Source organism: Aquiflexum sp., assembly GCF_041751335.1.
GTDB lineage: Bacteria > Bacteroidota > Bacteroidia > Cytophagales > Cyclobacteriaceae > Aquiflexum.
Genome location: NZ_JBGSXS010000034.1, coordinates 32,740 through 46,078, shown reverse-complemented (window position 1 = coordinate 46,078; position 13,339 = coordinate 32,740). Strand labels below are relative to the sequence as shown.

The 13,339-nt window shown below is 38.0% G+C and carries 9 protein-coding genes; 3 read left to right on the top strand and 6 right to left on the bottom strand.

Annotated elements, in window-relative coordinates:
- The first annotated feature begins 79 nt into the window (after positions 1 to 79).
- Complete coding sequence (locus ACEW8U_RS01900; RefSeq protein ID WP_373520342.1) at positions 80 to 1,756, top strand: mechanosensitive ion channel family protein; 1,677 nt, start codon at positions 80 to 82, stop codon at positions 1,754 to 1,756.
- Positions 1,757 to 1,769: 13 nt separating this feature from the next.
- On the opposite strand, the gene ACEW8U_RS01895 is transcribed toward ACEW8U_RS01900, so the two are convergent.
- Genes ACEW8U_RS01895 through ACEW8U_RS01880 form a run of 4 tightly spaced genes read right to left on the bottom strand, consistent with a single transcriptional unit; the run spans position 1,770 to position 8,024 of the window.
- Entirely contained in the window at positions 1,770 to 3,398 is a 1,629-nt protein-coding gene (locus ACEW8U_RS01895; RefSeq protein ID WP_373520341.1) for a hypothetical protein, read from the bottom strand.
- A gap of 11 nt (positions 3,399 to 3,409) precedes the next feature.
- Positions 3,410 to 4,570, bottom strand: a complete 1,161-nt coding sequence (locus ACEW8U_RS01890; protein WP_373520340.1) for a DUF4249 domain-containing protein — start codon at positions 4,568 to 4,570, stop codon at positions 3,410 to 3,412.
- Positions 4,570 to 7,323, bottom strand: a complete 2,754-nt coding sequence (locus tag ACEW8U_RS01885; RefSeq protein ID WP_373520339.1) for a carboxypeptidase-like regulatory domain-containing protein — start codon at positions 7,321 to 7,323, stop codon at positions 4,570 to 4,572. The genes ACEW8U_RS01890 and ACEW8U_RS01885 overlap by 1 nt, the downstream gene beginning before the upstream one ends.
- Entirely contained in the window at positions 7,320 to 8,024 is a 705-nt protein-coding gene (locus ACEW8U_RS01880) for a hypothetical protein (protein ID WP_373520338.1), read from the bottom strand. The genes ACEW8U_RS01885 and ACEW8U_RS01880 overlap by 4 nt, the downstream gene beginning before the upstream one ends.
- Positions 8,025 to 8,173: 149 nt before the next feature.
- On the opposite strand from ACEW8U_RS01880, the gene ACEW8U_RS01875 reads away from it, so the two are divergent.
- Complete coding sequence (locus tag ACEW8U_RS01875; protein ID WP_373520337.1) at positions 8,174 to 9,094, top strand: sugar phosphate isomerase/epimerase family protein; 921 nt, start codon at positions 8,174 to 8,176, stop codon at positions 9,092 to 9,094.
- A gap of 172 nt (positions 9,095 to 9,266) precedes the next feature.
- Here the strand turns inward: ACEW8U_RS01875 and ACEW8U_RS01870 are convergent, their stop codons facing one another.
- Both ACEW8U_RS01870 and ACEW8U_RS01865 read right to left on the bottom strand, forming a co-directional pair.
- Positions 9,267 to 10,352, bottom strand: coding sequence for a PAS domain S-box protein (locus ACEW8U_RS01870; RefSeq protein ID WP_373520336.1), 1,086 nt, complete (start codon positions 10,350 to 10,352; stop codon positions 9,267 to 9,269).
- Positions 10,353 to 10,503: 151 nt separating this feature from the next.
- Positions 10,504 to 11,925 carry a DASS family sodium-coupled anion symporter gene (locus ACEW8U_RS01865; protein WP_373520335.1) on the bottom strand — a complete coding sequence of 474 codons (1,422 nt, stop codon included), beginning with the start codon at positions 11,923 to 11,925 and terminating at the stop codon, positions 10,504 to 10,506.
- A 151-nt stretch (positions 11,926 to 12,076) separates the two neighbouring features.
- Between ACEW8U_RS01865 and ACEW8U_RS01860 the strand changes: the two genes are divergently transcribed.
- Positions 12,077 to 13,339, top strand: coding sequence for a replication-associated recombination protein A (locus tag ACEW8U_RS01860; RefSeq protein ID WP_373520334.1), 1,263 nt, complete (start codon positions 12,077 to 12,079; stop codon positions 13,337 to 13,339).

The window sequence follows — 13,339 nt, the reverse complement described above, 5'->3', positions numbered from 1 at the left end:
AGAATTTAAATCAATTTTCTTTTAGATTTTCCTGATGGAAATGATATTATTAACTTTGCCGCCAAATTGAACAAAAGAGATGTATATTAATAAATATTTGATTCCACTTATTTTTTTATTGTTGATTTATTCGGGACAGGTTTTTGGACAGATAGTTCTGGATGAAAATCAAATACCAATCGTTCCTGAAGATTTCCATAGCCTAAATACTCCCTATACTGCTACGCTCAGTTTTTTTTATAACCTAAGGGAAGATAATTATGATCCAAAAACCGCTGCGGAAGCTTTAAAGCTTTCTCCTGACAATCAAGCTGAAGCTGAAAAATTGGCAATAAAGTTGAAGCAGATTTTTGATGGAAATGGGGTATATGTGAGGATTTCAGAGGTCCCAAATTATCCGGATTATATTGATAGTCTTTATAGTAAGCAGGCAAAGTTTTTTTTTGATACCAAAAAACTTCCTTTGGTATATTTAGAAAAAAGAAATGGGGAGTGGAAATTCAGCGCTTTTACAGTTTCTCAGATTGAAGAGATGCATAAGGAAACCTATCCATTTGGAACAGATAGGCTCCTTAATTTTCTACCCAAATTAGGGAATCAGGTTTATCTAGGTTTGCATTTTTGGCAATTGGCAGGCTTGTTTATTCTCATTTTGTTGCTTTTCCTTTCCCATAAGATCATTACAGTGTTGCTTGATAAAGGTTTCCTGTATGCATTGGCCAAGCTTGGCTATGGATATGTCGGGGAAAAATATCTGCTGCCCGTGGCAAGGGTTACAAGTATTTACCTGATTGTAGTGATGTCTTCGCTATTCATAAGGCTTTTGCAGCTTCCTATTGAAGTAGTGGCTTTTGCCTTAAAAGTACTGAATGCAGCTAAACCATTGATCATTACCATAGTATTTTACAAAATCGTGGATATAGTGGCCATGTATTTTGGCAAGCTAGCTGAAAAGACTGAATCAACACTTGATGACCAATTGGTTCCATTGTTGAGAAAAACCCTCAAAGCTTTTGTGGTCATTGTGGGTACCTTGTTTGTACTCAAAGAAGGTTTGGAAGTAGATATAGTACCCTTCCTTACGGGGCTTTCTATCGGAGGGCTTGCTTTTGCTTTGGCAGCACAGGATACCATCAAGAATTTTTTTGGGTCAATTATGATTTTTATAGACAAACCTTTTCAGGTCGGCGATTGGATTACTTCTGGAGATGTAGACGGCACAGTGGAGGAGGTGGGATTTAGGTCTACAAGAGTGAGAACATTCCGAAATTCAGTAATGTATATTCCCAATGGGAAGATAGCAGACTCTACTATTGACAATCATGGGCTGAGGCATTTTCGGAGATTTTATACCACATTGACGATTACCTATGATACGCCTCCCCAATTGATTGAGGTATTTGTGGAAGGGTTGAGAAAAATTGTTGACAATCACCCAAATACCAGAAAAAACGCTTACAATATTTATTTCAATAACCTTTCAGCCTATTCTCAGGACATCATGTTTTATATCTTTTTCGAAGTTCCCAATTGGACCGAAGAATTGAGATGCAGACATGAAATTTTGATTTCAATTGTCAGTTTGGCCAATGGTTTAGGAGTTCGCTTTGCGTTCCCAACTCAGACACTGCACATGGAGAGTTTCCCCGAAAAAAATACCCTTGTCCCCAGTTACAACCATGATATGGCCCTTTACCAAGGGAAATTGCAGGAGTTTATGGCAAAAGAATTGTTCAAGAAAGATTCGAAGGATTAGATATTTTTTTGATTCAATCTTCCACTCTTAAAAGTTTATTAGAGTAATTCATTTCACCGCCATCTCCCATTACACTTAAAAGGATTACGTAATCCCATTTGATCTCAGAGGTATGGATTTTTAAATTTTCTTTAATCTTGGAATTGGTGAACCAAAATAAGGTAGTCCTGAAATCAGGGAAACTAGGATCCGTTATATCCATATTGAAATGTGGGGATTGAAGTTTTTTTGGCTTTTGGATTTCTGGGTAACTGAGGTACAATGCTTTTTCCGGCAACTCAAATCCACCAAAATCATTGTCAAAAGAAGTAAAGCTTATAACGCCTGAAAATTTATCATTATTAAAATAAAATTCTCTGGTAATCACGTCAAGTTTTTTGATTTTTAGCGGGTTGAATTCCGACAATGCATCAGTGTCAAAAACAGGCATAGCGTCTATCATGATTAAGGGATTCTCACGGAACACCCCATCTAGCGGTGTATTTGAAACTTTGAAAAGTGTTTTTTTAGCTTGCTTCCTGACCCAAACTTCAGGAACATATTCCCTTAAAGTAGTTTCGACATCATCAAATCTCGTGTAGTCATCCAACAGGTAAGTAATGTCGGGTAGGAATCCCGTCATAACCGGCAAATTTTCAACATTTTTTGAAGGGTAAAAGTAGGATGCAACTTGGGATGAAAGAATCAAGTCCATTAAAAAGTCCTTGTCAGAAGGCTTTAATAGTAGCGGTGGGAAAACAAAGTCATCTTTTAGTTTGAAAGGGAGAAAGGGTGAAACAGGACTGAAATTAAGTTGATTAACTTGGTCGGTAGATTGGGCAATCAAAAAATCATAATCCCTGAAAGCCCCCAACTCAAAATAAAGGTCTCCATACAAATTTGATTTTGAGGAAATGCCTACGGACTGAAGACCATGTGCTGAAACAAAGAAGGTTTCGGTTGTGTCAATTTTTTGATTCAGATTTTTAGCAGCAATAATGTGCCCAAATGGTTCAGGAACAAGTGGTTGGTCCAAAGGGAATTTCTGATAAATCCTGCCATCGATTTGACCGTGGAATGCTTTTGGCAAAAAAGGATTGAGTACAGAAACTGAAACAGTTACCGTTTTATTTTTGAATTCTTCAGGAACTTCAAATGTAAACTCCTTTCTGGTAAGAACTCGTAATTTATTATCAGCAAGAGCTCCTAAATCTTCAAAGACATAATTAGGGGGCTGCGTAATAGTGGGGGAATTTCTTGGGGAATTTTTTGGATTGATAATGGTGATGAATTGATTGAAAACTCCATTTTCACTCAATATTGGGCTGATTCTGGTATAAAACCTTAAAAGATAATGGTCTGATTCAAGTTGATCAGGGATTTCAATAAAACCTTCAGTTACACCTGATTCCAATGCATGTATGGATTGGGCCACAGGCTGACCTTCTCTATTTATCAGTTCAGCATAGGCTATTTTGGAATTTTGATACTGACTTTTGGGCATCTGTACATTCAGTGAAAACCAAATTGTTTCACCTGCTACGGCTATGTTTTTGGAAACATGTGCCTTCACAGTTTCAGTAAAATCATTTTGACCCTGAACCCAATTAGGGAGCAGTATCAAAAGAAATGACAACCATACAAATGGAAATATTTTTTTCATGGGTCTGTTCATCAATCCTCCCAAAAATCAGGTCTTACATTACTTCCTCTCAAAGTACAATCCGCACATCTTGTTTCAGTTCCCCTATAGCCTATAATTCCCCCCATTTGATTGACAACTTGAACTGTAGGTGTAAAATTGGGTCCCGAAAACTCCAAAACGTAGGAAGGAGGAGGAATGGTGTCCGGCTCTACCCTACAACCGAGGTAATCCGGAATAAATACATTCCATGGCCTGACGTCTTGAACATTGATATAGAATCGTTTGAAACTTGATTTCCCCATACTTACAAATCCTATGGCAACTGTGGCAGAGGAATTGACAGGATTGATGTTGCCACTTATCAGGGAAGGTAGGGGACTGAAAATGCCCCCAATATCTTCCGTATTTTTTCTCATGATTTCCCAAAAATCAAATGCGTCTTTGTCAACAGCCCTTTGTCTCACTGAAATACTGTACCGTGTCATCAATTTATCGGAAAGGTTGGGAATGAAGACAATTTCTTTTTGGTTGATCCGGTTGTTGGCAAACCTACCTGCATTGTCCAATACAATACGATTGACTTTGTTTTCCAGCCAGCACAATCCTACCTGTTGTTCAGGTCTTCTGAGGTCAATTCCTCCTGTCGCGGGGTTGAATAAAAATGCTGTCGGAAACGGCGGTCTGAATAGCCAAGTTTCCTCATAATCCCAAAGAAAATAAACTGCCTCGTCATTTCCCTGAGTGCTGACATGAATGTTTACACCATCATCACTCCTGGTAAAGTCGACGTTTTGAATCGGTGGACTCACCTTTGCAATTAATGGATCGGACTCGTATTCCTGATTATCAAGAAGAAGAATATTGATTTTGTAGGTAAGGTTTGGGTCAAAGGTGCCGATAAGTCCATAGGTTCCTAGTTCTTTTTCTGTAAACCCCCAAGATTCTCCATTTTCAGATATGAGCGTAATAACTGCTCCTGATTCTATCCTGCCCTCTTTTTCTCCCCTCAAAGGACTCGTTCTACTCAGTTTCAAAATGGACTCTTGTTCATCAATTTCAATAAAACCTTCCACTACAAGGTAATTTAAATCCATCGTAGTTACATCAGGCTCAAAGGGGTCTCTGCATCCAACCAATATTATGAAAGGAAGAAGGAAAATAACAAAAACATAAAGAAATCTTTTCACCATTAGATTCTGAAATTATAGGTGATAAATGGAATTGGCTGCGCAAATATGGAAAGCTGATATCCCTGCAATATCCCATTAACGGGAGTGAAATACACGGAATATGGATTTCTCCTGCCCAGAAGATTGTAGACACCGACCGACCAAGAAGAATGAGCCAATTTTCTGATTTTGTGATTGCCTTCTATGTTAACAGAAAAATCAAGTCTGAAGTAATCGGGTATTCTATATTCATTTCGGTCTGAAAAGAAGACTCTTTCAGAACCACCATAGTTGAATTTGGCAATCGGAAGGGTTATAGGTCTTCCTGTACTGTAATTGGCGTTGATAGAAGTGCTGAACCGCTTGCTCCATTCATAATTGCCTACAAGGACTGCATTGTGAGGCTGGTCAAAGTTATTAGGATACCAATTGCCGTCATTGATTTTTTCAGCTGTTTCTTCCTCAGCTGTCCTTAGAAGTGATCTCGAATAAGTATAGCTGACCCATCCGTTCAATTTTCCAATATTTTTCCTTAATAATATCTCCACACCATAAGCCCTTCCGTCAGTTCGAAGTATATCTTGTTCTATGGTATTGTTCAATAATAAGGTAGAACCTGATCTGAAATCAATCAGGTTTTTCATATTCCTATGATAGGTTTCAACCGAAAATTCATAAGCATCAATTTTAAGATTCCGGTAATATCCTATGGAAATCTGATCGCCCCATTGAGGTCTGATATTTGGGTCGCTGAGTTTCCAAACATCCGTTGGAGCTATTGCGGAGTTGTTGGTCAAGAGATGGATAAACTGTCTGTTGGTATTGTACCCGGCCTTGATGGAAGAAACATTGTTCAAAATATACCTACCAGAAACTCTGAACTCAGGTCCATGATAAACATTGATGGTCTCTCCCGGTCCAAAACTTCGTTCACCGATCAGTGTGGAAGATGATATGGGTTGACCTTGTTCGTATACCCTTTCTGTGTTAGGTCCTAAATATTGATAGATCACATATCTTCCGCCATAATTCACTGATAAGCGGTCATTTATTTCAAAATCATCCCCCAGATAAAAAGCCGTTTCCAATGCCCTTTCAGGGTTGACTTCCTCTGAGATGACGATTGATTCCTCACCTGATGGGGAAATATAACCCGGTTGCAATCTGTAATTGATTGTACTCGCTCCGAAGTTGAGCTTATGTCTTTCATCGAGGGCATAGGTGAAATTGGCCTTTAGAAAATGTTGTTTGATGTCAAAACCTAAATCAAATGAATTGGCTGGATTTTCTCTACCTTCAATTCCAAAATTATAATGGTCTCTTCCAATTACCGTTTCCAATTCCAATCTTTCATTGAAATAGTGTACCCAGGATAAATTGAAGCTTTGATTTTGGTATTGGAATAAGGTGTCTCTGTCAAACCTGAAGCTGTCACTACTGAGATAGGAGTTGAGCCTAATGGTGTTTTTTGGATTGATTTTGTGGGAAACATTGAAATTAAAATCATAAAAGGAAGCTCTTGCGTTGTTGAGGTCTGTATTTTCTTCAAGCACATTCAAAAGCCAATCAGAATAGGTAGACCTACCACCGACAATGAATGTTGTGTTTTCTCCGATTGGCCCTTCTACTGTCAAGCGGCCTGTGAGTAAGCCTATTCCGCCCTTTACCCTTATTTTTTCAGCATCACCGTATTTGGCATTGACATCAAGGACTGATGAAAGCCGTCCCCCGTATTTGGTTGGTATACCTGCTTTATACAGGTCCACTGATTCTACCATATCAGGATTGAAGGCAGAAAACAATCCGAAAAGATGGGATGGATTATATATGGTCGCGTGGTTGAAAAGAATGAGATTCTGATCTGCGGCGCCTCCGCGGACATTGAAGCCTACGCTAGCCTCCCCGACAGTTTGTACACCGGGCAAAGTCAGGATACTTCTTATTACATCCACTTCTCCCAAAATTGCCGGCATCTTTTTCATGGCTTGGATGTTCAGCTTTTGGACACCCATCTCCGGTCTTGAGATATTTGTCATTTTTTCTGAACTTACTACTACTTCCGATAGACTGATGACATTCTCTTCTATAGCAATATCCAAAATGCCATCTCCTTGTATGCTGATTTGCCTTTGTTCAACAAATCCGCCAAGATTTTGTATGAAAATAGTATGTCTTCCAAGAGGTAGTCTGATTTCAAATTCACCATTTTCATTGGCGATGGCTCTGGTGAAATTTATTTTTTCAAAAATGATGGCTCCGAAAATAGGATTTCCTGTTTCTATTCCTGTCACTCTGCCTTTCAGAACAGCTTCTTGACCTGTGGAAGAAGAGCCGATAACATATAACTTGTTTCTGGAGAAAGTCCTTTCAATATCTGAAAGTCTTGCTATGCTATCTTGTTCATTAATATCATTCTTTGGCAAGAAAAAATCATCAGGTAAGCTAAGATCCAATTTTTTGTCTTTGGTAATAAATACTCTATTTTTTTCGTCAATAGTGAAGACAAAATCCGTGTTTTCGAAAATCCCGGAGAGAACCTGATTGAGTGTATTGTCTATTGCGCTGATATTTACAGTTAGACTTTGGGTTTCTTCCTCAGAAAAATAAAATCTGAATTTTGTCGAAGATTCGATTTGCTGGGTAAAACGCTTGAAAGAAATTCCAGCAAACAGCCCATTGATTTTCTCATCACCTGTTGGGGTCCTCACTTGCCCCTCCGAGGTACCAATGCTAAGTATCAAGCCAAAAAAAAGTAATATGAGACCTTTTTTCATTGCAATTGTTTGTTATGAATTTCAGTCAAATATCCAAGAAAACCCCTTTGATTTCCCCTAAAGTAGATTTGATTTTTCTTCAGTTCTTTCAAGATTGCTTTTTTCTCCAATCCTAGAAACTCAAATGCCTGTTTTCTCTTTTTGACTACAATGACCTCTTTGTTTTTTTTCAAAAGATAATCTGAGCTCTCGGTAAAATAGCCACTGTATTTTCCCACCTCTTTTTTGGCACTTGTTGTTTTGTAATGCTTGCATAGTAATTGGGCATTTCCATCTTTCACCAATTCGTAAAAACCATTATGATGCTGAGAATAGGAATCATTGTTTTCAATATGGACAAAAACGGTTTTCTCTGGAGCAAATAAAGTAAAGGCATTTATTTTTTCACCATTAAGAAGTATTTTTCGGCTGTGGACAGGATGGAATGTAATAATTTGATCCTTTTGAATATTGTATAATAGAGGGACCGATTCATAGGTCAGTCCATTGATGGTTAAGGTTCCTTTTTCAAAGCTTTTAGATCGGAAATATGGGTTGCCTTCAATGTTGGCTGGAGGATCCACATAATAACCACCGCTGATTACTTCCTGATGGAATGGAATATTGCTTAAATAGGACCTTTCAAGGTCATACTGTTCCTGCGCAATGGCAATGCCATTAAGAAATATGCTTACCAAAATGGAAAAAAATATGGTTTTCATAGGTTATTGAGGGTACTGAAAATTAGTGGTTTGAATATATAAAAAATTTTTAGGTGAATTTTATTCCTTCTATTCGATTTACATGGATGGTAGAAAAAAAGCGCTCGGATTGATTAATATTAAATTTCAACAATCTCATTAATGTTCAAATGATCACAAGACGTCATGCTATCAAATCAATAAGTTTGGGTACCGGATTGTTATTGACAAGCAGTGCTGCAAATGCCCAAAAATCCAAAAAAGAGAGCCAATTTAGTTTTTGTCTCAATACCAGTACCATTATGGGACAAAATCCAGGCCTTCTTGGTTATTTGGAAATTGCCGCAAAGGCAGGCTATGAGGGTGTTGAATTGTGGATCAGGGATATTCAGGCATATTTGGAACTAGGTAATTCAATAACTTCTCTGCGAAAACATATCAGCGACTCCGGACTGAAATTTGAAAATGCCATTGGATTTGCGCCATGGATGGTCAATGATGATCAAAAAAGAAAATCTGGATTCGAACAGATGGAAAAGGAGATGGAAATGTTGGCAGAATTGGGATGTATGAGAGTTGCTGCCCCCGCAGCAGGTGTCACTGATCAATTAGACTTGTTCAAAGCAGGTGAAAGGTATAAGGCCTTATTGGATCTTGGAAGGAAAACCGGGGTGATGCCACAGTTGGAGTTTTGGGGGGCTTTCCCTTATTTCCATCATCTTGGGCAAGTTTTGATGGTAGCCGCAGTGGCCAATGATCCCGATGCAAGGATTTTGCCGGATGTTTACCATCTTTATAGAGGGGGTTCTGGGTATGAAGGTTTAAAGATGCTCAATGGGAATCTGGTTGAAATTTTTCATATGAATGATTTTGTTTATACCATTCCAAGAGAAAAACAAGAAGACAAAGACAGGGTATACCCAGGAGATGGAGCGGCCCCTATGAAACAAATCCTAACAGATCTCAAGAATATGGGAGGAAAAAAAGTCCTTTCATTGGAATTATTCAACCAAGATTATTGGAAATATGATGCCCTTCAAGTTGCCCGATTGGGTTTGACTAAAATGAAAAAACTGGTTGAAGGAATCTAATTATCGAAATAATTTTCTAGGATTATCTGCTTTCATACCACAAAAGAGGGTTACCTAAACTAAGAGCTGATTAAATACCGATTCATGCTTTATTCTCTTTTCTGTCAAGAAAACCAAATGAATCAAAGTAAATGGCATCATTGCGGATAATCATTTACTTTTATTTGATGCCTTAGTCGTTAAAAGTTATAGTGAATTTGGTTCCTACATTGACCTCACTTTCAACACTGATGTCTCCACCGAGACTTTTTATATGATTATATATAAGGTATAATCCTATGCCCTTACTATCTGAATGGTTATGGAATTTTTGGTTAATCCCGAAGATTTTATCCTTTACTTTATCCATATCAAAACCAAGACCATTGTCTTCAAAGATTAATTTCTTTTTACCATGTTGAATTGAGCTAGTGATCGAAATGACAGGAGTAACTTCAGGTTTTGCATATTTGATGGAGTTTGTGATCAGATTCAGAAAGATACTTCCCATATAAGCACTATTGAATTCTATCTCCTTTAATTCCTCAAAATCAAACTGAAGAGATGCTTGAGAATTCTTGATCAATGAGGGGATTGATTTCAATACTGAATCCAATGAATCTTTAAAGTTAATTTTTTCTATCTCCTGACTTTTTTTATCCTCATCATACAAAATATCCACATAATTATTGAGTGTTTCTTTGAGATTGTCACTTGATGATTTTAGGACCTCAATTAATTTCAATGTCCTAGGATCCTGAATTTTTGATGAATCCAAAAGTTGAAAAATAGAAATTAAATTATTGACAGGAGCCCTAAGGTCATGGGTAACGGTGTAGGAAAGGTTTTTTAGTTTTTGATTAATATCAGTCAAATTATGCAACAAAAGATTTCTCTCCAATTCTAAATTTTTCTTAAGCGAAATATCCTTAGCAATGGCAAAGATCAATTCTTCATTTTCCAAATACATGGATGTCCAAGAGAGCCAAACAGTTTCACCGTTTTTGGTAAGATACCTATTTTCAAAATTTAGCAGGGGATGGCTTTTGGTAAGTTTCGTCCTTGCTTCAGCAGTTATATCTTTGTCCTCAGGATAGACAAAATCATTGATAGGTCTAGAAAATAATTCCGCTTCAGAATAGCCCAATAAAGATGAAACAGCAGGGTTTATTCTTTTGAAATAGCCATCATAACCTGCAATGCAAAATAAATCCGGAGATATGTCAAAGAATATTTCAAGTTTTTGAAGTATTCCTTCTTCCGCGTAATGTTTACTCATCTGAAAATCTTATTTGAAAACCTGTAGAATTTTTTGGGTGTTTGCATTCTAATCATGTCAAGTTATGTAAAAAGTTTAGCATCTTTTAAAATTTTTAATTTTTAAATTACCTGATGTAAAAGAAGACCTTATAAAAATTAATCCAAAAAAATCAATAAAAAATAAGGGCATAAACCATAACTGAAATAAAGGCCAAAATAGGGCCGAGCAATATCATCATCAAGCCACCGGGTCTGAAGCTTTTTTGTTCGATCATTCCGGTAGAATAGGAAATGGCATTTGAGGGCGTGGATACTGGAAGCAATAGAGCACATGAACAGCTTAATGCAACTATCAAAGGAACGGCGAAACCCCAGATACCGGGAAGGGAGAGTCCTAAGGGAACAAGTATGGAAGCTGCTGCTGTATTACTCATGATATTGGATATTAATACAGCAATGATCGAAAACACAATGGCCACTCCAATCATAGGAATTGGCAAGAGTGTTATTTGTTCCATGATGATGTCAGTCAGCCCCACATCTACCATGGCAATACCCAATGCCAGACCTCCTGCTACCAACATCAGCGTATCCCAAGGCAGTCTTCTGACATCTTCAGCTTTTATTACCTGAAAAAGTGTAAGCAGAACTATTGGAATAGCCGAAGTTGCTGCAATCGGAATCCCGTGAAGAGGCTCTGTCAACCACATGGATATTGTTACAAACAAAGTGAAAATTACCGCATTTTTTTCAAAACCCTTTTTGAGGTTAGATTTCCCTATCAATTCGGTAAGGTCGAGGACTACATTGTCCAGATGAAGTTTTTTGGTCAAAAATTTCCAAAATAGATAAACAGATATAAATGCCATGGGTACTCCAAAAAGCATCCATTCTATGAAAGAAATGTTAATCCCTTTTTCCTGCAAAGCACCTACGGCAATGGCATTTGGAGTACTACCTATGATAGTTCCCATGCCACCAAGTGTTGCAGCAGCTGGAATACCTATTAATAAAGCTTTTGTGTATTCCGAATTTTTACCCATCATTCTCGCCAACGGTAAAATGGAAGAAATCATCATTGCGGTGGTCGCTGTGTTGGACATGACCATACTGCCCACAGCTGTTGTTAACATTAAGCCTAATAATAATCTGTTAGGGTCTGATCCAAATTTATTCAGGGTAAATTTAAACAGCGCCCTATCCAAGGATACAATACTCATCCCTTCCGCCAGAAAAAAACCACCAAGCAATAGCCAAATCACATTGCTCGTCCAAGTGCCAAGGTACATTTCAACGGGTGTTTTTTGTCCTTCTAGGACAAAATCTGTCCCAAAGCCAAATAACAGTCCCGCAATGATGAATATCCCCACTGCAAATGGAGGGATTGCCTCCGTCACCCAAAGCCCAACTGCCAAAACTCCTAAGAAAAACACATAATTTACATCATCCTCATATCCCAAATTTCTAAAGAATGAGGTGATGAAAAATGCCAGAATAAAATTTCCGGTAAATGTTGAGGTTGCCCAAATCCATCCGGATTTGAGCTTTCGGTAAAGTCGGATTGAAGCCCTTCTTGAGTCGTTGGAAGCCATGAAAAAAGTAGCTTGATTTATTTATCGGTAAAAATATATAATTAAATCTAGTTGATAGACTCATTTCTTTTTAATCCATATAGCAACCTAAAATTATTTAGATTTGACTTCCTTTTCCGGAATATTTTGGAGAAATAATAAAGCATATACTATGAATCAGACTCCTCTTGCGGAACGCATGCGTCCCACCCTTTTAGAAGAATTGATTGGGCAGGAACATCTTTCAGCACCTCATTCATTTTTACATAAAGCCATTAAAAGTGGAAATGTCCCCTCATTGATCTTATGGGGACCTCCCGGGGTGGGAAAGACCACCATTGCCAATATCATTGCCAATGAAATCAAAGCGCCTTTTTACACATTAAGTGCGATCAGTTCTGGGGTGAAGGATATTAGAGAAGTTATTGATAAGGCAAAATTCCAAATGGGAGTGGTGCTTTTTATTGATGAGATCCATAGGTTCAATAAATCCCAACAGGATGCCCTCTTAGGGGCTGTTGAAAAAGGAGTGATCAGATTGATAGGAGCCACCACCGAAAATCCATCGTTTGAAGTCAATGCTGCATTACTTTCCAGATGTCAGGTTTTTACCTTAAATTCATTGGGTAAAACAGAGCTTGAATCTATGATTCATCAGGCCCTGGAAAAGGATGTTTTTTTAAAAAAGAAAAAAGTAGAATTAAGGGAAACAGAGGCACTATTGAGGCTTTCGGGTGGAGATGGGAGAAAATTGCTCAATCTTTTGGAAATCGTGATTGATGGCATTAATGAAGAACCTTATATCATTGAAAACAAGATTGTTATAGAAATTGCCCAACAAAAAGTGGCTTTATATGATAAATCAGGAGAACAACATTACGATATCATTTCGGCCTTTATCAAGTCAATTAGAGGTTCCGATCCCAATGCTGCTGTTTATTGGCTGGCAAGAATGATTGAAGGTGGGGAAGATGTGAAGTTCATAGCAAGGCGGCTGGTGATTCTAGCTTCGGAGGATATTGGTAACGCCAATCCCAACGCACTGCTTTTGGCAACCAACTGTTTTGAAGCTGTCAAAATCATCGGCTATCCGGAATCTAGGATCATACTTTCCCAATGTGTGACCTACCTTGCAAGCTCGGCCAAGAGCAACTCTTCCTATATGGCAATCAATAAAGCCCAGGAATTGGTGAGGGAAAAAGGGGATTTATCCGTTCCCCTTCATCTACGGAATGCACCCACCAAATTGATGAAAGACCTGAACTATGGTAAAGGGTATAAATATGCCCATGACTATGAAAATAATTTTGTTGCGCAGGAATTTCTCCCAGATGAAATCAAAAACCTCAAACTCTATGAACCCGGAAACAATGCGAGGGAAAATGAATTAAGAAGATTTTTGAAAGAAAGATGGAAAGGGAAATATGGGTATTGA

Excerpts from the sequence above, each read along its gene's own strand:
- ACEW8U_RS01900 (WP_373520342.1), top strand. The coding sequence starts at position 80 with ATGTATATTAATAAATATTTGATTCCACTTATTTTTTTATTGTTGATT.
- ACEW8U_RS01895 (WP_373520341.1), bottom strand. The coding sequence starts at position 3,398 with ATGAAAAAAATATTTCCATTTGTATGGTTGTCATTTCTTTTGATACTG.
- ACEW8U_RS01890 (WP_373520340.1), bottom strand. The coding sequence starts at position 4,570 with ATGGTGAAAAGATTTCTTTATGTTTTTGTTATTTTCCTTCTTCCTTTC.
- ACEW8U_RS01885 (WP_373520339.1), bottom strand. The coding sequence starts at position 7,323 with ATGAAAAAAGGTCTCATATTACTTTTTTTTGGCTTGATACTTAGCATT.
- ACEW8U_RS01880 (WP_373520338.1), bottom strand. The coding sequence starts at position 8,024 with ATGAAAACCATATTTTTTTCCATTTTGGTAAGCATATTTCTTAATGGC.
- ACEW8U_RS01875 (WP_373520337.1), top strand. The coding sequence starts at position 8,174 with ATGATCACAAGACGTCATGCTATCAAATCAATAAGTTTGGGTACCGGA.
- ACEW8U_RS01870 (WP_373520336.1), bottom strand. The coding sequence starts at position 10,352 with ATGAGTAAACATTACGCGGAAGAAGGAATACTTCAAAAACTTGAAATA.
- ACEW8U_RS01865 (WP_373520335.1), bottom strand. The coding sequence starts at position 11,925 with ATGGCTTCCAACGACTCAAGAAGGGCTTCAATCCGACTTTACCGAAAG.
- ACEW8U_RS01860 (WP_373520334.1), top strand. The coding sequence starts at position 12,077 with ATGAATCAGACTCCTCTTGCGGAACGCATGCGTCCCACCCTTTTAGAA.